The following is a 19,037-nucleotide window of genomic DNA, read 5'->3' on the forward strand; positions in this document are numbered from 1 at the left end:
GCCCCTAAGAAAGTCTATCACGGTCCCAACCTACCCCCGCGGCGCAGCCCGGGGAACGGGCGAAGGGCGGGTAGGGGAGCAGCCCGCGCAGCGGCACGCACGCGTCGCACGCCCCGGGGCCGGAGGCCCAACGGCGGCGCCCCGCCCCTCCCCCGGCCAGGGGCTACGCCTTGCGGGTGCGGGCCGCCGCCTTCTTCGCCGGGGCCGGGGCCTTCTTGGCGGCCGCCTTCTTCGCGCGGCGGGCGACCGGCGCCACGGGCGCCCCCGCGTCGGAGATCCGCTCCGCCCCCAGGATGTCCCGCAGGAACTTGCCCGTGTGGCTCGCGCCCACCGACGCGACCTGCTCCGGCGTGCCCTCCGCCACCACCAGGCCGCCGCCGTAGCCGCCCTCGGGGCCCATGTCGACGACCCAGTCCGCGGTCTTGATGACGTCGAGGTTGTGCTCGATGACGATCACCGAGTTCCCCTTGTCCACCAGCCCGGACAGCACCTTGATCAGCTTCGAGATGTCCTCGAAGTGCAGACCCGTCGTCGGCTCGTCCAGTACGTACACCGTCCGGCCCGTCGACCGCTTCTGCAGCTCCGACGCCAGCTTCACGCGCTGCGCCTCACCACCGGAGAGGGTCGGCGCGGACTGGCCGAGCCGGACGTAGCCGAGCCCGACCTCGTTCAGCGTGCGCAGGTGCCGGGCGATGGTCGGCACGGCCTCGAAGAAGTCCAGCGCCTCCTCGATCGGCATGTTCAGGACTTCCGCGATGGACTTGCCCTTGTAGTGGACCTCCAGGGTCTCCCGGTTGTACCGGTCGCCGTGGCAGACCTCGCACGGGACGTACACGTCCGGCAGGAAGTTCATCTCGATCTTGATCGTGCCGTCGCCGGAGCAGTTCTCGCACCGGCCGCCCTTGACGTTGAAGGAGAAGCGGCCCGGCAGGTAGCCGCGGACCTTGGCCTCCATCGTCTCGGCGAAGAGCTTGCGGACGTGGTCGAAGACGCCCGTGTACGTCGCCGGGTTAGACCGCGGGGTCCGGCCGATCGGCGACTGGTCGACATGCACGACCTTGTCGACGAGGTCGTCGCCGTCGACCCGCGTGTGGCGGCCCGGCACCGACCGGGCGCCGTTCAGCTCGCGCGCCAGGTGCGTGTACAGGATGTCGTTGACCAGCGTCGACTTGCCGGAGCCGGAGACGCCGGTGACCGCCGTGAGCACGCCCAGCGGGAAGGACACGTCGATGTCCCGCAGGTTGTTCTCCTTGGCGCCGTGCACCGTGAGCTTGCGCTCGCCGTTCACGGGGCGGCGGACGTCCGGGACGGGGATCGACTTCTTGCCCGACAGGTACTGGCCGGTCATCGACTCGGCGTTCTCCAGCAGCTCCTTCAGGGAGCCGCTGTGCACGACCTTGCCGCCGTGCTCGCCGGCGCCGGGGCCGATGTCCACGACCCAGTCGGCCACCTTGATGGTGTCCTCGTCGTGCTCGACGACGATGAGCGTGTTGCCCATGTCCCGCAGCCGCACCAGCGTCTCGATCAGCCGGTGGTTGTCGCGCTGGTGCAGGCCGATGGACGGCTCGTCCAGTACGTACAGCACGCCGACCAGGCCGGAGCCGATCTGCGTGGCCAGTCGGATGCGCTGGGCCTCGCCGCCCGACAGGGTGCCCGCGGCGCGGTTCAGGGAGAGGTAGTCCAGGCCCACGTCCACGAGGAAGCGGAGGCGTTCGTTGACCTCCTTGAGGACGCGCTCGGCGATCTTCTTGTCGCGGGCGTCGAGCTTCAGCTGTCCCAGGAAGTCGGCGCACTCGCTGATCGACATCGCGGCGACCTCGGCGATGGAGCGCTCCATCACCGTCACCGCGAGCACGATCGGCTTGAGCCGGGTGCCCTCACAGGTGGGGCAGGGCACCTCGCGCATGTAGCCCTCGAAGCGCTCGCGGCTGGCGTCGCTCTCGGACTCGGCGTGCCGCCGCTTGACGAACGGCACGGCGCCCTCGAAGGCCGTCGTGTACGCCCGCTCGCGCCCGTACCGGTTGCGGTAGCGGACCTCGATCTGGGTCTTGTGGCCGTGCAGCAGGGCCTTCTTCGCCCGCTGCGGCAGCCCGGCCCACGGGATGTCGGTCCGGAAGCCCAGCTCTCCGGCGAGGGCGCCGATCAGCCGCTGGAAGTAGTCCTTGGTGTGGCCGAGCGCCCACGGCGAGACCGCGCCCTCGTCCAGGGACTTGTCCTCGTCGGGGACGATCAGATCCGGGTCGACCTCCATGCGCGTGCCGATGCCGGTGCACTCGGGGCAGGCGCCGAAGGGCGAGTTGAAGGAGAAGGAGCGCGGCTCCAGCTCCTCGAAGGAGAGGTCGTCGTAGGGGCAGTAGAGGTGCTCGGAGTACATCCGCTCGCGCTCGGGGTCGTCCTCGGCGAGGTCGACGAAGTCCAGGATCACCATGCCGCCGGAGAGGCCGAGCGCGGTCTCGACGGAGTCGGTGAGCCGGCGCTTGGCGCTGTCCTTGACGGTGAGGCGGTCGACGACCACCTCGATGGTGTGCTTCTCCTGCTTCTTCAGCGTGGGCGGCTCGGAGAGCTGGATGGTCTCCCCGTCCACCCGCGCCCGGCTGTAGCCCTTGGTCTGGAGGTCGGCGAAGAGGTCGACGAACTCGCCCTTGCGCTCGCGGACCAGCGGGGACAGCACCTGGAAGCGGCTGCCCTCGGGGAGCGCGAGGACCTTGTCGACGATCGCCTGGGGCGACTGCCGGGAGATCGGGCGGCGGCACTCGGGGCAGTGGGGCTTGCCGATGCGGGCGAAGAGCAGACGGAGGTAGTCGTAGACCTCGGTGATCGTCCCGACGGTGGAGCGGGGGTTGCGCGAGGTCGACTTCTGGTCGATCGAGACGGCCGGGGAGAGGCCCTCGATGAAGTCGACGTCGGGCTTGTCCATCTGCCCCAGGAACTGCCGGGCATAGGAGGACAGCGACTCGACGTAGCGGCGCTGCCCCTCGGCGAAGATCGTGTCGAAGGCCAGGGAGGACTTGCCCGAGCCGGAGAGGCCGGTGAAGACGATGAGCGAGTCGCGGGGCAGGTCGAGCGAGACGTTCTTCAGGTTGTGCTCGCGAGCGCCACGAACGATGAGACGGTCGGTCACGCCGGTCGCACCTTTCTTGAGTGAGCGGGGGCACGGGCCCCGACTGTCCAGGGTATGGGGGGCGCCTCTGCGATGGGATGGAGTCTGGCTTCCGAGCGTATAGCACGCACATTCGATTTACGGCACTCCCGAGACCGCTTCACCCGATCGTGTGGCGGCACCCCGCGAGCACTAGGCTCGGAACCATGACTGATCATGTGCACGACCTGGCCTCTGTACGTGAAGCCACGGACCGGCTGCTGACCGCGGTCGCGAAACTGGACAACGCCTCCCTCTCCGAGGAGTCACACCTCCCGGGCTGGACCCGCGGCCACATCCTGGCCCACCTGGCGCGCAACGCCGACGCCCTCGTGAACGTCCTCGAGGGCCGCCCCATGTACGAGAGCGCCGCCGCCCGCGACGCGGACATCGAGCGCGACGCCGGACGGCCCCTGGAAGAACACCTGACGGACCTCCGTGATTCCGGGGCCCGCTTCCTCGCCACCACCGAGCCCGCCCAGGACTGGCAGCGCACCGTCGAGCTGCGCAACGGCGTCACCGACCTGGCGGCCAACGTGCCCTTCCGCCGTCTCGTGGAGGTCGAGCTCCACCACGTCGACCTCAACGTCGGCTACGAGCTCTCCGACCTCCCGACCGGGTTCGCCGACCGGGAGATCGCCTTCCTCGCCGACCGCTGGTCGGGCCGGCCCGACGTCCCGCCGGTCACCCTCCAGTTCTCGGGCGGCGAGTTCGTCGCGCGCACCGGCGGCACCGAGGGCACGCCGGTGACCCTCAGCGGCGCCCGGGACGACCTGCTCGGCTGGCTGGCCGGCCGCGGACTCAAGGGAGCCCATCTCGCCATCGAGGCCGGCGACGCCGTGCCCGAACTCCCCGCGCTCTAGGATTCCGACATGACGTACAGCGGAGCGGTCAAAGTCGGCGGTCCGGCCGACGTGCACGAACTCGCGGACCTGATGATTTCCAAGGTCGCGGTGGGTTCCATGAACAACAACGCGTACCTGCTGCGCTGCCGGGCCACCGGCGAGCAGCTGCTGATCGACGCGGCGGCCGAGGCGGACACGCTGCTGAACCTGATCGGCGACGACGGCATCGCGTCCGTCGTCACCACCCACCAGCACGGCGACCACTGGGGCGCGCTCCAGGCAGTCGTCGACGCCACCGGCGCGCGCACCTACGCGGGCGCCTTCGACGCCGAGGGCATCCCGGTCCCCACGGACGTCCCGGTCCAGGACGGCGACGTGATCACCGTCGGACGGGTCTCGCTGACCGCCCGCCACCTGGTCGGGCACACCCCCGGCTCGATCGCGCTGGTCTACGACGACCCGCACGGGCACCCGCACGTGTTCACCGGCGACTGCCTGTTCCCGGGCGGCGTGGGCAACACCTGGGGCGACGCCAAGAACTTCGCCAGCCTCGTCGACGACGTCGAGACCAAGCTGTTCGGCCGGCTGCCGGACGAGACCTGGGTCTACCCGGGCCACGGGAACGACACCACGCTCGGCACCGAGCGCCCGCACCTCGCGGAGTGGCGCGAGCGCGGCTGGTAGCGCACCCGGCCCCCGGGTGACCGCGCTCGACGAGGACCGCGGTCAACACCGTGGGGCCGTGCACTCCTTCCGGTCGACCTTGACCGAACGCATGTCCTGGGGGTGTGGGTTGGGGTAGTTGCTGCACCATGCAACAACACCCTTCCCCGCCCCCCGCCGCTTCCCCGGCCTCCCCCTCGATGCTCCGGCTCGCCACCGCCTCCCTGGTCGGCACCGCCATCGAGTTCTACGACTTCTTCGTCTACGGCACGGCCGCCGCCCTGGTCCTCGGCCCGCTCTTCTTCCCCTCCTTCTCCCCGCTCGCCGGCACCCTCGCCGCCTTCGGCACGTTCGGCGTCGGCTTCGTCGCCCGCCCGCTCGGCTCGGCCCTCTTCGGCCACATCGGCGACCGCTACGGGCGCCGCCCCGTACTGCTCGGCTCGCTGCTCCTGACCGGCCTCGCCACGGTGGCGGTCGGCTGCGTGCCCTCCTTCGCCTCCATCGGCATCGCCGCGCCCGTCCTGCTGCTCCTGCTGCGCTTCCTGCAGGGGCTGGGCCTCGGCGGCGAATGGGGCGGGGCCGTCCTGCTGACCGCCGAGCACGCCCCAGAGCGGCGGCGCGGGCTGTGGTCGAGCTTCCCGCAGATGGGCCCCGCGGCCGGGTTCCTGCTGGCCAACGGCCTGACACTGGGGCTGTCCGGGGCGCTGAGCGAGGCCCAGTTCGCGTCCTGGGGCTGGCGGGTGCCGTTCTGGGCGGCCGGACTGCTGGCGCTGGCCGGGCTGTGGCTGCGCCGGTCGGTCGAGGAGACCCCGGAGTTCCGCGGCCTCGCCGAGGCCGGCCGGCAGGCCGACGCCCCGCTCGCCGAGGTGGTGCGCGGCCACTGGCGGCTGCTCCTGCTGACCGGCGGGGCGATGGCGGTCGGGTACGCCGTCTTCTACTCGGTCACCACCTGGTCCCTCGCGTACGCCACCGGCCGGCTCGGCGTGGACCGGAGCGTGATGCTGGCCATCGTGATGGCCGCGGTCCTGCTCATGGGGCTGGTCACCCCCGCCCTGGCGGTGCTCGGCGACCGCTGGGGGCGGCGGCCCCTGTGCCTGGCCGGCAGTGCGGCCTGCGCGCTGTGGATGTTCCCGTTCGTCGCCCTGCTGGACACCGCGGACCCGCTGCTGATGACGGTGGGCTGCGTCGGCGCGCTGCTGGCGATGGTGCTGATGTTCGCCGTGGTCGGCGCCTACCTGCCCGAGCTGTACGCCCCGCGGCTGCGCTGCACGGGCGCGGCCGTCGGCTACAACCTGGGCGGTGTGCTGGGCGGTGCGCTGACCCCGGTCGTGGCGACGGCCCTGGCGGACGGCGCGGGCCCGCCGTGGGGCGTGGCGGTGTACCTGACGGGGGTCTCGCTGGTCAGCCTGGGCTGTTTCGCGCTGCTCCCGGACACCCGGCCGGCCCTGGCCCGGGCGGCGAGGAGCGAGCCCGCGGTGGCGTGAGGCGCGTGGTGGCACCGGCACGCGGTAGGGCCCGGGAGCCGCTGCTCCCGGGCCCTACCCGCACGGTCCGCCGGTCAGGCGTCGACGCTCTTCGGCTCCGCGGCGGCCTCGGCCTCGGCCTGCTTCTTCGAGGCGATCAGGCTGGTGATGGTGGTGATGACCAGGACGCCGCAGATGACGCCCAGGGAGACGGGGATGGAGATCTGCGGGACGTGCACCCCGGACTCGTGCAGGGCGTGCAGCACGAGCTTGACGCCGATGAAGCCGAGGATCACCGACAGGCCGTAGCTGAGGTGGACCAGCTTCTTGAGCAGGCCGCCGATCAGGAAGTACAGCTGGCGCAGGCCCATGAGGGCGAAGGCGTTGGCGGTGAAGACGATGTACGGGTCCTGGGTGAGGCCGAAGATCGCGGGGATCGAGTCCAGGGCGAAGAGCACGTCGGTGGTGCCGATGGCGAGCATGACGACCATCAGCGGGGTCAGGACGCGCTTGCCGTTGTTCCGGATGAAGAGCTTGGTGCCGTGGTAGCGGTCGGCGACGCCGAACTTCTTCTCGATCGACTTCAGGAGGCGGTTCTCCTCGAACTCGTCCTCGTCCTCGTCCTTGCGGGCCTCCTGGATCAGCTTCCAGGCGGTGTAGATCAGGAAGGCGCCGAAGATGTAGAAGACCCACGAGAAGGTGGTGATGATCGCTGCGCCGGCCGCGATGAAGATCGCGCGCAGGACGAGGGCGATCAGTACGCCCACCAGCAGGACGCGCTGCTGGAGGTGGGAGGGTACGGAGAACTTCGCCATGATCAGGACGAAGACGAAGAGGTTGTCCACGCTCAGGGACTTCTCGGTGATGAAACCGGCGAAGAACTCCTGGGAGGCCTGGCCGTTGCCGAAGAACAGCAGGCCGAGGCCGAAGAGGACGGCGAGCACGATCCAGACGACGGTCCAGATGCCCGCTTCCTTGATCGAAACGTCGTGCGGTTTGCGGCCGATGAGGAAATCGGCGCCGATGAGGATGCACAGACCGGCAGCGGTCAGCACCCACAAGGTCAACGAAACGTCCACGGTATTCACGCCTCCGGCGGATGGCTCAGCACATGGTCAGCGTCATCGCTGCCGGAGGTCTCTTCCACCCGGCGGCCGGGAGGCCGCGGGCCGGCGCCCCGGGACCCACTGCGTCAGATCACCACAGTGGTCCGTATTGACGGGCACGCCGCGCAGGAAATAGCAGGAATACTCCCCTCCGCGGGTCCCAGGGTACCCGCGAAGGAGGTAAAAGGTAAAGGGCTCCCCAAGAAGGGGTCACCCGCCGGTCATGGAAGGCTCATGGGCGGGCCGGGCGCCGCGCCTCCCGCACCCGGTCCAGGGCCCGTTCCAGCACCGTGCTGCCCTGCGGGGGCAGGTCCGGCTCGAAGGTCCAGGCGTGCTGGACCCAGGGGTCGGCGAGGTGGCCGTCCGGCACCGGGGACAGCCGCATCAGGGAGCGCCACAGCGGATCCAGCAGCGGCCCGTACGCGGAGGCCTCCTCCCGGTCCGCGACCATCAGCAGGTGCACCCCGACCGACGGGCCCTCGTCGGCCAGGTAGCGCAGCTGGGTGACCGCCCGGTCGTCGAAGCCGTGCGGGAAGTCGTGCACGACCAGCAGCTGCTCGGCCCGGTCCACGTCCGCGGGCAGCTCCTCGGGGGCTCCGGCGCGCAGCGCCATCTGTACGAGGTCCACGCGCCGCGTGAGCTGCGCCAGGGTCCGGCCGACCCCCTCGGCGCCGGCGGCGGGCGGTGCCGCGAGCACGCCGGCCCGCACCAGCGGGGCCAGGGATGCGGCGCCCGCCCCGGCGGCGTCGATGACGTGGACGGAGAACCGGTCGGCGGGGTGCACCGCGAGCAGCCGCACGGCGTGCGCGACGGCCATGTCCATGGCGGCGCGGCGCAGCCGGTCGGTGTCCATGGCCATGGCGGCCTCGGAGCCGGTGCGGCCGTTGTCGATCCACAGGCCGCGCTCCAGCGGGACCCGCATCAGCATCGGGATCCGCAGGCCCGGCATCTCGGGCAGGCTCAGGTTGCCCAGGCGCAGCGCGAGCGGGGCCTCCTCGGGCACGCCGCCGCCGTGCCAGACGGGGTTGTCCCAGCGGGCGTACGCGGCGGGCAGCGCGGGCTCGACCACCTCGGACTCGGCGACCAGCTGGGCGAGGTCCCGGTCGAGGACGGCCCGGGCCTGCGCGACGAGGTCGTCCCGGCGGGCCCGGGCGGTCTCGCGGGCGGCGTCCCCGGCGCCGCCGACGCGGTGGCGCGGATCGGACAGGGCCTCGTCCAGTTCGCGGTCCAGCCGCGAGTCGGCGAAGTCGACGGCGCTGCGGTAGGCGGCGACCGTGCGGGCCAGGTCCTCGAACATGCCCCAGACCTGGTTGTAGAGCCGTTCGTCCATCGACCAGCCGCTGGCGTCGCCGGCGACGGGAGCCGGGGGCCGGCCGGGCTCGGCGGCGGGCGCGGGCCTGGGTGCGGGCTCGGGGGCTTCGGCGCTGGTGCGGCGGCGGCGCGGGTGGGCGTAGTCGATGGTGGGCGGGCCCGACACGGCCGGGGTGTCCCCGGGGGCGGCGGGCCCGGGCGTGCCGGGGTAGGGCACGCCGGAGACCGGGACCTGATCCGGCGGCTCGGGGGCGGCGCCCGGAGCCGGGGCCGCCTGCCGGTCGGGGTGCGGGGCGCCCTGGGCCTGCGGGGGCAGGGCGGCGAGGGCGCGGTCGCCCCCGGCGGTCCCCGCGGGCCCGCGCAGGGCGGCAGCGGCCAGCTCGGCGGCCTGCGGCGCGGGCAGGCCGCCATGGGTCAGCAGGGCGCCGAGGCCCTCGGCGTACCCCTGTCCGACGGCCCGGACCTTCCAGGCGCCCTGGCGCCGGTAGAGCTCCAGGGCCACGACGGCGGTCTCGGCGCCGAGCCCGGTGAGGGTGAAGCCGGCGAACTCGGGCCCGTCCGGCGGGGCCACCGCCGCGTACGGGGCGGGCACGGAGCCGAAGCTCAGCGGCCCGCCGGGCGGCAGGACGAGGAGCAGGCCGATCCGGTGGACCTCGGCGGCGACGGCTTCGAGGTCGACGGCCAGCGTGTGCCGGTCGGCGGCCTCCTGCGGCAGCCGGAGCCAGTCGGGGGCCGGGCCGCCCGGCCGGGCCAGCGCCCCGGGGCCCGCGAGGCGGCCCTCTTCGTCGGCCAGGGACGCCAGGGCGAGCACGGGCGTGCCCGCCGAGACCCTGACCTCGACCCTGTCGTGGGGCACGGGGTGGTTCTGCCCCCGGACCAGTTCGGCCGTCATCGTGCAGCCCCTCCCCCGTGCCTTCTTCTCTTGTCGGTCTTCTCTTGTCGGTACTGCTCTTACAGGTGCGGCAGGATCGCCGGCATCAGGTCCTGGAAGGTCCGGCCGTTGGCCGGGTTGCCGAGGGCCGTCATCTGCCAGCCGCTGCCGGCCCGGGACACCTTCGCCATGATCTGCGCGGTGTACTGGCCGCCGCCGTCGAGGGTGTAGCGGGCCAGCTCCTGGCCGTTGGTCTCGTCGACGATGCGGCAGAAGGCGTTCTGCACTTCCTGGAAGGTCTGGCCGGTGAACGAGTTCACCGTGAAGACGATCGTGTCGATGTGGACCGGGACCCGCTGGAGGTCGACGAGGATGGCCTCGTCGTCCCCGCCCTGGCCGACGCCGCCGACCAGGTTGTCGCCGGTGTGGCGGACCGAGCCGTCGTCGCTCTGCAGGTGGCGGAAGAACACCACGTCCACCGGCTGCTTGTCGGCGAAGAGCACCGCCGACGCGTCCAGGTCGATCTCCCGAGTCCGCGAGCCGAACAGCCCGCGGCGCTTGGCCGCCTGCCAGCCGAGGCCCATCCGGACCGCGGTCAGCGTGCCGCCGTCCTGCTTCTGCAGACTGATGGCCTGACCCTTGGTCATGTTGACCGTCACGCGCGTTCCCCTCTCCATAGCCCGCCCCTAAAGGCCCGCAGCGTGCACCTGCGGCGTTTCCACACCCTACTGACCGCCCCCGGGTCAGGCGAGGCCCGCTTCCCTCATCTGACGGAGCTCCTTCTTCAGCTCGCCCACCTCGTCCCTGATCCGGGCTGCGACCTCGAACTGGAGCTCGGCGGCCGCTCCCCGCATCCGCTCGGTCATCTGCTCGATGAGCGCGGCCAGTTCGGCGGCGGGCCGGTCGGTCGGGGCGGCCTTGGCCGCCTTGCCGCCCTTCCCCTTCCCCTTGGCCGCGGCCGCGGCCTTGCCGCCGAGAGCGGGGACCGGCGCCTTGGCGCCCTTGCCCTCCTTGGCCTGCCGGTAGCCGGTGCCGAGGAGCTCCTCGGTGTCCAGCTCCTCGCGGGCGATGGTGGCGACGATGTCGTTGATCTTCTTGCGGAGCGGCTGCGGGTCGATCCCGTTGGCCGTGTTGTAGGCGATCTGCTTCTCGCGGCGCCGGTTGGTCTCCTCGATGGCCTTCTCCATCGCCGGGGTCATCTTGTCCGCGTACATGTGGACCTGGCCGGAGACGTTGCGGGCGGCGCGGCCGATGGTCTGGATGAGGGAGGTCCCCGAGCGCAGGAAGCCCTCCTTGTCGGCGTCGAGGATCGCCACGAGCGACACCTCGGGCAGGTCGAGGCCCTCGCGCAGCAGGTTGATGCCGACCAGGACGTCGTACTCGCCGGCCCGCAGCTCGCGCAGCAGCTCGATGCGGCGCAGGGTGTCGACGTCGCTGTGCAGGTAGCGGACCTGGATGCCCAGCTCCAGGAAGTAGTCGGTGAGGTCCTCGGCCATCTTCTTGGTGAGGGTGGTGACCAGGACCCGCTCGTCCTTCTCCACGCGGCTGCGGATCTCGTGCACCAGGTCGTCGATCTGGCCCTCGGTGGGCTTGACGACGACCTCGGGGTCGACGAGGCCGGTGGGGCGGATGATCTGCTCGACGAAGCCGTCGCCGCGGGAGAGCTCGTACTTGCCGGGGGTGGCCGACAGGTAGACGGTCTGGCCGATGCGCTCCTGGAACTCCTCCCACTTCAGCGGCCGGTTGTCGAGCGCCGACGGCAGCCGGAAGCCGTGGTCGACCAGGGTCCGCTTGCGGGAGGCGTCGCCCTCGTACATGGCGCCGATCTGCGGCACGGTGACGTGCGACTCGTCGATGACGAGGAGGAAGTCCTCGGGGAAGTAGTCGATGAGCGTGTTCGGGGCCGAGCCGCGCTCGCGGTCGTCCATGTGCAGCGAGTAGTTCTCGATGCCCGAGCAGGAGCCGATCTGGCGCATCATCTCCAGGTCGTAGGTGGTGCGCATGCGCAGCCGCTGGGCCTCCAGCATCTTGCCCTGCTTCTCCAGCTCCGCGAGCCGCTCGGCGAGCTCGGCCTCGATGCCGGCGATCGCCTTCTCCATGCGCTCGGGGCCGGCGACGTAGTGGCTGGCGGGGAAGACGTAGAGCTCGCGGTCCTCGCTGATGACCTCGCCGGTCAGCGGGTGCAGGGTGGACAGCGCCTCGATCTCGTCGCCGAACATCTCGATGCGGACGGCCAGTTCCTCGTAGACCGGGAAGATCTCGATGGTGTCGCCGCGCACGCGGAAGGTGCCGCGCGTGAAGGCCAGGTCGTTGCGGGTGTACTGGATGTCGACGAAGCGGCGCAGCAGCTGGTCCCGGTCGATCTCCTCGCCCACCTTGAGGGGGACCATCCGGTCCACGTACTCCTGCGGCGTGCCGAGGCCGTAGATGCAGGACACGGAGGCGACGACGATCACGTCGCGCCGGGTCAGCAGCGAGTTGGTCGCGGAGTGGCGCAGCCGCTCCACCTCCTCGTTGATCGAGGAGTCCTTCTCGATGTAGGTGTCGGACTGCGGTACGTAGGCCTCGGGCTGGTAGTAGTCGTAGTACGAGACGAAGTACTCGACGGCGTTGTTCGGCAGGAGCTCGCGGAACTCGTTCGCCAGCTGGGCGGCCAGCGTCTTGTTCGGCGCCATCACCAGCGTGGGCCGCTGGAGCTTCTCGATCATCCACGCCGTGGTGGCGGACTTGCCCGTGCCGGTCGCGCCGAGCAGTACGACGTCCTTCTCACCTGCGCGGATGCGCTTCTCCAGCTCGGCGATGGCCGCCGGCTGGTCACCGCTGGGCTGGTACGGGCTGACGACCTCAAAGGGTGCCACCGTGCGTTCGATCTTCGATACGGGCCGCATGGGTCCACCGTACGACCCCGCACTGACACTCACGCCCTTCCGCGGGGCCGCGGGGCTCCGCGACAGGTCCGGCGGGCGGAGCGGATCTCCTCCTTTCCGGTCTGTTTGTCGTAGTTCGGTGGCGTCCCGGTGATCTTCGCGCCGATGATCGCCGTGAACGCTCCACCGTGAAGTGCACCGCCGCAACGGCTCCCGCTCCGCACCCGTCTGACGCAGGACCAGGGCTCACGACCCGAGGAGAGACCACATGCACGTCCGACCCGCCACCGCGGCAGCCGCCGCGATCCTGGGTTTCGCCCTCACGGTGCTGGGCGGGACGGCCTTCCCGGCCGCCACCGGCCCCGGCTCCCGCGATGCCACGAGCGGGGTGCTGGGCCCCGTCGTGTACGCCCACCGGGGGGCTTCCGCGTACGCCCCGGAGAACACCCTCGAAGCGATCGACCTGGCCGGCCGGCTGGGCTTCGACTGGGTCGAGAACGACGTCCAGCGGACCAAGGACGGCGAGCTGGTGGTGATCCACGACGACACCCTCGCCCGCACCACCGACGTCGAGCAGGTCTTCCCCGGCCGGGCACCCTGGCGGGTCAAGGACTTCACGGCGGCGGAGATCGCACGGCTGGACGCGGGCGGCTGGTTCGCGCCGCGGTTCGCGGGCGCCCGGGTGCCGACGCTGCGCGCGTACATGGAGCGGGTCCAGGAGAACCGGCAGAAGCTGCTGCTGGAGATCAAGAAACCGGAGCTCTACCCCGGCATCGAGGGAGAGACGCTGGACCTCCTGGGCCGGCTGGGCTGGCTCGACGAGGACCACGTCGCGCGCCGCCTGGTGGTGCAGAGCTTCAGCGCCGACTCCGTGCGGACCGTGCACGGCCTGCGCCCCGACCTGGTGACGGCCTTCCTGGGCACCCCGGCCGTGGCCGACCTGCCCCGCTACGCGGAGTTCACGGACCGGATCAACCCGTGGCACACGACGATCACGGCGGACTGGGTGACGGCGGTGCACGGCCTGCTGGGGGCCCACGGCAAGGCCATGGAGGTGGACACCTGGATCGTGGACGACGCCGCCACCGCCCGCAAGGTCCGGGACATGGGCGTGGACGGGATCATCACGAACGCGCCCGACGTGGTGCATGACGCCGTGATCGGCTTCTGACCCGGGAACGCCCCCGGGGTCCGGAAGCCGTCCGCGCTGTCGGTGGCGGGCCGTACCGTGGAGCCGTGGACAGCACCGAGCGGCCCCGCGGGCCGCACCTCGAATGGACCGTCGTCCCCAGTGACATCGGCCCCCTGCTCCTGGCCGCGACCCCCGAGGGTCTGGTCCGGGTCGAGTTCCACGCGCGCCCGGACCGGGCCGGCCGGATGATCGGCTCGCTGGTCTCCCGGCTCGGCGCGGACGCGTGGCGGCCGGACCGGGGCGAGGAGGTGCTGCTGGCCGAGCCGATACGCCAGCTGGAGGCGTACTTCGCCGGTTCGCTGCGGCGCTTCGAGCTGCCGCTGGACTGGCGGCTGAGCTCCGGCTTCAACAAGCAGGTGCTGCTGGAGCTCGACCGCTCGGTCCCGTACGGGTCGGTCGTCGGGTACGGGGAGCTGGCCGCCCGCGTCGGGCAGCCGGGGGCGGCCCAGGCCGTGGGCAACGCCATGGGATCGAACCCGCTGCCCGTGGTGGTGGCCTGCCACCGCGTGGTGGAGAACGACGGCGGGATCGGGGGGTTCGGCGGCGGGGTGGAGACCAAGCGGATCCTGCTCGCGCTGGAGGGCGTACTCCCACAGCCCCTCTTCTGACCTGCGGGTTCCGTCGCGGCGGTGACGGCGGGTGGCCGGCCGGCCCCGGGCCGCGTTACCCGGTTCCCCCGCGCGGCCGACGGTGGGAAACTGCCGCCGTGACCACTCCTGCCGCTCCAGGCCCCGTCCCGTCCGGTCCCGCCGCTCCCCCGCGACGGGGGTGTCCGGCGTGAGCACCTCCCCCGACGCGGCCCCCGACGCCGCCGTCGGCAGCGGGGCCGCCCCGGTCGACGCCGCCGACCTGCCCCGGCTCCAGCGCCGGACGTCCGCGGTGCTCATGGCCAGCCAGATCCTGGGCGGCCTGGGCGTGCCGATCAGCATCGCCCTGGCCCCCGTGCTGGCCACCGAGATCAGCGGCACCGAGGCCCTGTCCGGTTTCGCCTCCACCGCCGCGGTGATCGGCACCGCCCTGGTCTCGCTGCCGCTCGCCGCCCTGATGACCGCGCGCGGACGCCGCCCGGGGCTCGTGGTGGCGTACGCCATCGGCACGCTCGGCGCGGCCCTGGTGGTCCTGGCCGCCTCGGTCAAGAGCTTCCCGCTGCTGATGCTCGGCATGGCCGCCTTCGGCGCGGCCTCCTCCGCCAACCTCCAGGCCCGCTTCGCCGCCGCCGACCTCGCCGCGCCCGACCGGCGGGCCCGCGCGATCTCGCTCGTCGTCTGGTCGTCCACCCTGGGGGCGGTGCTCGGGCCCAACCTGTCGGCGCCCGCCAGCGACAGCTTCGCCGGCACCTCCATACCCCAGACGGCGGGCCCCTTCGTATGGGCCGGCGCCGTCTTCGTCCTCACCGGCACGCTGCTCGCGGTGTTCCTGCGGCCCGACCCGCTGCTGACCGCCCGGGCCCTGGCCGGGGCCGGCGAGCAGTCCCGTCAGGCCCGCTCGCTGCGCGCCGGCATGGCCGCCGTCAAGGCCTCGCCGCGGGCCAGGCTCGCACTGCTGACCGTCGCCGTGTCCCACACCGCCATGGTCTCGATCATGGTGATGACCCCGATGGACCTCAGCCACCACGGCGCCGGCCTGCGCCTCGTCGGCCTGGTGATCAGCGGCCACATCGCGGGCATGTTCGCCTTCTCCCCCGTCATGGGCTGGCTCGCCGACCGCCTCGGCCGGCTGTCCGTGATCGGGCTCGCGGCCGGGCTGCTCTCCCTCGCCGCCCTGCTCGCCGGCACGGCCCACGGGAACCACGCCCAGAGCGCGGCCGGCCTCTTCCTGCTCGGGCTCGGCTGGTCCGCCGGCATGGTCTCCGGCTCGGCGCTGCTGACCGACTCGGTGCCCCAGGCCGCACGCGCCGCCGTACAGGGCCTGAGCGACCTGACGATGAACACCGCCGCCGGCGTCGGCGGGGCCGCCGCCGGGCTGGTCATGTCCCAGGCCGGCTACGGCTGGCTCAACGCGATCGGTGCCGCGCTCCTCCTGCCCATGGCGGCGCTCGCCCTGTTCACCGCCCGGCGCCACCCGCAGCCGGCGAAGCCGGGGGGCCTCAGCAGTTGATGTGGTAGGCCTTGCGCAGCGTCTCGTGGACCGTCCAGGTGGTCCGGTCGCCCTCGCGCAGCACGCAGGCCGAGCCCGGACCCACCTCGAACGTCGCGCCGCCCTCGACCTCGATGGTGGCGCGGCCGCTGACCACCACGAACAGTTCGTCGGCCTCGGTGTCGGTGACCACCCCGGGGGTGATCTGCCAGATCCCCCGGATCTGCGAGCCGTCCGCCGACTCCCACAGCACCTTGCCGGTCACGACCGGCGTGCCGGAGACGATCTGCGCGGGATCGAGCTCCTCGGCCTCCAGCTCGGCGTCGGGGACGTCCGCGACGGACACGGCGAAGGAGTCGGCAGGGGTGCTGTGGTCACTGGTGCTCATGGTGCGTCAGCCTAGGGCCGCCGCCACCGCCCGCGGGGGCACCAGAGCGTCCAGCGCGGGCGCGTCCGACACGTCATTCCGTCGAGCGCGTCCGCACCACCGGCCGGCGCGCGCCGAGGACGGGCTGGTGGAAGCCGGTGTCCTCGGCGGGGTGCCAGACCGGCTCGCCGAAGCCCGCCCGCCGCACGTGCGCCGCCGTCTCCTCCTCGGGCAGCGCCCAGTACGTGGCGGTCGACGTCCGCGTGCTCCAGCTCTCGCCGGACGGCAGCAGCTGGAAGAGCTCCACGTCGTAGCGCTCGCCGTCGGCGTGCCAGTGCCACAGCTGGAAGGTGACGGTCCGCCCCTCCGGCCCGGTCCGCACGTACGGGGCCTGGCTCGCGGGGCGGGTCCGGCGCAGCTCGCCGTAGGGGCGGGTGGAGAGCAGCAGCAGCCCTCCGGGGCGCAGCACCCGGCGGCTTTCGGCCAGTGCGGCGGCCACGTCCTCGGCGGTCAGCAGGTGCGGGAGCGCGTTGTCGGCGCACACGACGGCGTCGAAGGAGGCGTCGGGGAAGGGCAGCGCGCGCATGTCGGCGGCGGCGACCGGCAGCGTCAGACCGCGGGCGGCCGCCTCGCGCGCGGCGCGGGCCGCGGCGAGGGGGCTGAGGTCGGTGCCGGTGACCCGGTGGCCCAGGCCCGCCAGGCCCAGCGCCTGGGTCCCGATGCCGCAGGCGCTGTCGAGCACGGTGTGCGGCCCGGGGCCGAGCGAGGCCTTGAGCAGGGCGTCCAGGGCACGGCCCTGGCGGGCGACGCTCGCGTCCCAGTCCGCGTACATGAGGTCGTAGCGCGGGGCGAGTTCGTCGTAGAAGCTCCGGGTGTCCATCGGGGCACGCTACTCGGACAGGTTCGCGCCGGAGCACGGGGGGCGTGTTTGGGGGCGTGAATCCCGTGCCAGGGATGGGGACATGCCACAGCACAGAGCAGCCGAGATCCCGGTCCTGTCGGAAGAGGTGCGCGAGGCGCTCGCCGCCCGCCGGCCCGTCGTCGCCCTGGAGTCGACGATCATCGCGCACGGCCTGCCGCGCCCCCGCAATCTGGAGGTGGGGCTGGAACTGGAGGAACTGGTCCGGGCGGAGGGCGCGGTTCCGGCGACCGTCGCCGTGGTGGACGGGGTGCCGCGGGCGGGCCTCGACAAGGCCGCTCTGGAGCGGATCGCCGCCGGTGAGGGGGTGCGCAAGCTGGGCCACCGGGACCTCGCGCCCGCCCTCGCGGCGGGGGCGACCGGGGCGACGACGGTGTCGGCGACGGCCTTCCTGGCCGCGCGGGCGGGGCTGCGGGTGTTCGCGACGGGCGGGCTGGGCGGCGTCCACCGGGAGTGGACTCTCTCGCAGGACGAGTCGGCGGACCTGTCGCTGCTCGCCCGGACCCGGATCACGGTCGTGTGCGCGGGGGTGAAGTCGATCCTGGACGTGCCGGCCACGCTCCAGCGCCTGGAGACGCTCGGGGTCGGCGTCGTCGGCTACCGGACGACGCGGTTCCCCGGTTTCTACCTGGCCGACTCGGGCGAGCCGGTCGACTGGACGGTGCGGGAGCCGGAGGAGGTGGCGGCGGTGATGGCCGCTCAGGACGCGGTCGGCGGGCCGGAGTCGGCGCTGCTGGTCGCCAACCCGGTGGCGGAGGCGGAGCAGCTGGATCCGGCGCTGCACGACCGGGTCCTGGCCGAGGCCCTGGCCGAGTGCCGGGAGCGGGGCGTCACGGGGCAGGCGGTGACGCCGTTCCTGCTGGGGTTCCTGGTGCGCGCGACGGGCGGTGCCTCGCTGGAGGCGAACCTGGCGGCGGTACGAGGCAACGTGCGGCTCGGCGCCCGGATCGCCCGGGCCTGGGCGGCCCGCGCATGACGGCGGCGCCGGCGGGGGTGGTGCCGGGTGCACTGCCCGGTGCGCTGCTGGTGGTCGGCGACGTGGTGACGGACGTGGTGGCGGTGCACCGCGAGCCCCTGGCCCCGGCCACGGACACGGCCGCCCGCATCCGCACCCTCCCCGGCGGGGCGGGGGCCAACGCCGCCTGCTGGGCGGCCCGGACGGGCACGGCGGAGGTGCGCCTGCTCGCGCGGGTGGGTTCCGAGTCGGCCCGCTGGCACGAGCGGGCGCTGGTCGACGCGGGGGTGCGGCCCCGGCTGGTGGTGGACCCGGCGGAGCCGACCGGGACGGTGGTGGCGCTGGTCGGCGAGGACGCGGAGCGCACGTTCCTGACCGACAGCGGGGCCTCGCTGCGGCTGTGCCCCGCCGACTGGGTGCCCGCGCTGCTGGACGGTGCCGGGCACCTGCACCTGTCGGGCTACCTGTTCTTCTCGGAGTGCAGCCGGGAGCTGGCCCTGGTCGCGCTGCGGGCGGCCCGGACCCGCGGGGTGCCGGTGAGCGTCGACCCGGCCTCGGCGGGGTTCCTGGCCGAGCTGGGCCCCGAACGCTTCCTGGCCGCCGTGGCGGGGGCCGGCGTACTCCTGCCCAACGAGGACGAGGCCCGGCTGCTGGCGGGGGTACGGGAACCGGCCCGGGCGGCGGAGGAGCTGAGCCGGCGGGTGCCGGTGGTGGTGGTCACCCGGGGCTCGGGCGGGGCGATCGTCGCCGAGGGCGGCCGGATCACCGCCGAGGTCGAGGCGGAGCCGGCCGAGGCGGTGGACACCACGGGCGCCGGGGACGCCTTCGCGGGCGGCTTCCTGGCGGCCCGCCTCGCGGGGGCGACCGCCGCGGAGTCCGCCCGCGCCGGCTGCCGCACGGCTGCCGCCGCGGTGACCCGCCTGGGCGGCCGCCCGTAGTTCTTTCCGCGGCCCTCGCACCGCTCAGCGCCGGGGCGCTTCCCGGGCTTCGGCCCGCTGCGCCGGACTCCGTCCGTCGGGTGTGGGGCGGGGCCGGTTCGGGTGGCTGGGGCCGGTGGGCGTGTGCGGGTGGGTGGGCCGCTGCGCGGGGCTGGGTCCCCTACCCTCCCCCAGACTCCGTCCGGTGGGACCCCCACTTCCACCGTTCCGGGGGGGGGGGGGCCCGGGCCCCGGAGGGGGGGGGGCGGCGACGGCGCGCGCAAACAACAGCACCGAGAGCTCCGGGGGTGGCGCCCCGCCCGCCGGGGTATAGTGATGAGCTAAA

The 19,037-nt window shown here is 73.0% G+C and carries 15 protein-coding genes; 8 read left to right on the plus strand and 7 right to left on the minus strand.

Going from position 1 to position 19,037, the window contains the following annotated elements; all coding sequences use genetic code 11:
- Positions 1–163: 163 nt before the first annotated feature.
- Entirely contained in the window at positions 164–3,121 is a 2,958-nt protein-coding gene (uvrA, locus tag ACQKM2_RS39220) for an excinuclease ABC subunit UvrA (RefSeq protein WP_427718606.1), read from the minus strand.
- 185 nt (positions 3,122–3,306) lie between these two features.
- On the opposite strand from uvrA, the gene ACQKM2_RS39225 reads away from it, so the two are divergent.
- From ACQKM2_RS39225 to ACQKM2_RS39235, 3 genes are all read left to right on the plus strand, one after another.
- Entirely contained in the window at positions 3,307–4,002 is a 696-nt protein-coding gene (locus ACQKM2_RS39225) for a maleylpyruvate isomerase family mycothiol-dependent enzyme (RefSeq protein ID WP_427718609.1), read from the plus strand.
- Between the two features lie 9 nt (positions 4,003–4,011).
- Positions 4,012–4,668, plus strand: a complete 657-nt coding sequence (locus ACQKM2_RS39230) for an MBL fold metallo-hydrolase (RefSeq protein ID WP_427718612.1) — start codon at positions 4,012–4,014, stop codon at positions 4,666–4,668.
- A 128-nt stretch (positions 4,669–4,796) separates the two neighbouring features.
- A complete protein-coding gene (locus ACQKM2_RS39235) occupies positions 4,797–6,131 on the plus strand; it encodes an MFS transporter (RefSeq protein WP_427718614.1) in 1,335 nt (444 codons plus the stop codon).
- Positions 6,132–6,205: 74 nt separating this feature from the next.
- Here ACQKM2_RS39235 and ACQKM2_RS39240 read toward each other — a convergent pair whose 3' ends face one another.
- The 4 genes from ACQKM2_RS39240 to uvrB all read right to left on the minus strand — a co-directional run bounded on the left by ACQKM2_RS39240 (position 6,206) and on the right by uvrB (position 12,286).
- Positions 6,206–7,189 carry a TerC/Alx family metal homeostasis membrane protein gene (locus ACQKM2_RS39240; protein WP_427718617.1) on the minus strand — a complete coding sequence of 328 codons (984 nt, stop codon included), beginning with the start codon at positions 7,187–7,189 and terminating at the stop codon, positions 6,206–6,208.
- Positions 7,190–7,448: 259 nt separating this feature from the next.
- Positions 7,449–9,419: a TerD family protein gene (locus ACQKM2_RS39245; protein ID WP_427718620.1), complete on the minus strand. Its 1,971-nt coding sequence runs from the start codon at positions 9,417–9,419 to the stop codon at positions 7,449–7,451.
- Between the two features lie 59 nt (positions 9,420–9,478).
- Complete coding sequence (locus tag ACQKM2_RS39250) at positions 9,479–10,057, minus strand: TerD family protein (RefSeq protein WP_427718622.1); 579 nt, start codon at positions 10,055–10,057, stop codon at positions 9,479–9,481.
- Positions 10,058–10,141: 84 nt separating this feature from the next.
- A complete protein-coding gene (gene uvrB, locus ACQKM2_RS39255) occupies positions 10,142–12,286 on the minus strand; it encodes an excinuclease ABC subunit UvrB (RefSeq protein ID WP_427718625.1) in 2,145 nt (714 codons plus the stop codon).
- Positions 12,287–12,533: 247 nt separating this feature from the next.
- Here uvrB and ACQKM2_RS39260 point away from each other — a divergent pair, with 247 nt between their 5' ends.
- The 3 genes from ACQKM2_RS39260 to ACQKM2_RS39270 all read left to right on the plus strand — a co-directional run bounded on the left by ACQKM2_RS39260 (position 12,534) and on the right by ACQKM2_RS39270 (position 15,554).
- On the plus strand, positions 12,534–13,436 hold the full coding sequence (locus ACQKM2_RS39260; protein WP_427718628.1) for a glycerophosphodiester phosphodiesterase: 903 nt from the start codon (positions 12,534–12,536) through the stop codon (positions 13,434–13,436).
- A 65-nt stretch (positions 13,437–13,501) separates the two neighbouring features.
- Positions 13,502–14,065: a methylated-DNA--[protein]-cysteine S-methyltransferase gene (locus tag ACQKM2_RS39265; protein WP_427718629.1), complete on the plus strand. Its 564-nt coding sequence runs from the start codon at positions 13,502–13,504 to the stop codon at positions 14,063–14,065.
- A 277-nt stretch (positions 14,066–14,342) separates the two neighbouring features.
- Positions 14,343–15,554, plus strand: coding sequence for an MFS transporter (locus tag ACQKM2_RS39270; protein ID WP_427718641.1), 1,212 nt, complete (start codon positions 14,343–14,345; stop codon positions 15,552–15,554).
- Here ACQKM2_RS39270 and ACQKM2_RS39275 read toward each other — a convergent pair.
- Positions 15,544–15,921, minus strand: coding sequence for a cupin domain-containing protein (locus ACQKM2_RS39275; protein WP_427718632.1), 378 nt, complete (start codon positions 15,919–15,921; stop codon positions 15,544–15,546). The two genes, ACQKM2_RS39270 and ACQKM2_RS39275, sit on opposite strands and share 11 nt — an antisense overlap.
- Before the next feature lie 73 nt (positions 15,922–15,994).
- Complete coding sequence (locus ACQKM2_RS39280; RefSeq protein ID WP_427718634.1) at positions 15,995–16,780, minus strand: class I SAM-dependent methyltransferase; 786 nt, start codon at positions 16,778–16,780, stop codon at positions 15,995–15,997.
- A gap of 82 nt (positions 16,781–16,862) precedes the next feature.
- Between ACQKM2_RS39280 and ACQKM2_RS39285 the strand changes: the two genes are divergently transcribed.
- On the plus strand, positions 16,863–17,795 hold the full coding sequence (locus tag ACQKM2_RS39285) for a pseudouridine-5'-phosphate glycosidase (RefSeq protein ID WP_427718636.1): 933 nt from the start codon (positions 16,863–16,865) through the stop codon (positions 17,793–17,795).
- Positions 17,792–18,712, plus strand: a complete 921-nt coding sequence (locus ACQKM2_RS39290) for a carbohydrate kinase family protein (protein WP_427718638.1) — start codon at positions 17,792–17,794, stop codon at positions 18,710–18,712. Before ACQKM2_RS39285 ends, ACQKM2_RS39290 begins: the two co-directional genes overlap by 4 nt.
- Positions 18,713–19,037 lie beyond the last annotated feature (325 nt).

Source organism: Streptomyces sp. NPDC004126 (genome assembly GCF_050275515.1).
Lineage (GTDB): Bacteria > Actinomycetota > Actinomycetes > Streptomycetales > Streptomycetaceae > Streptomyces.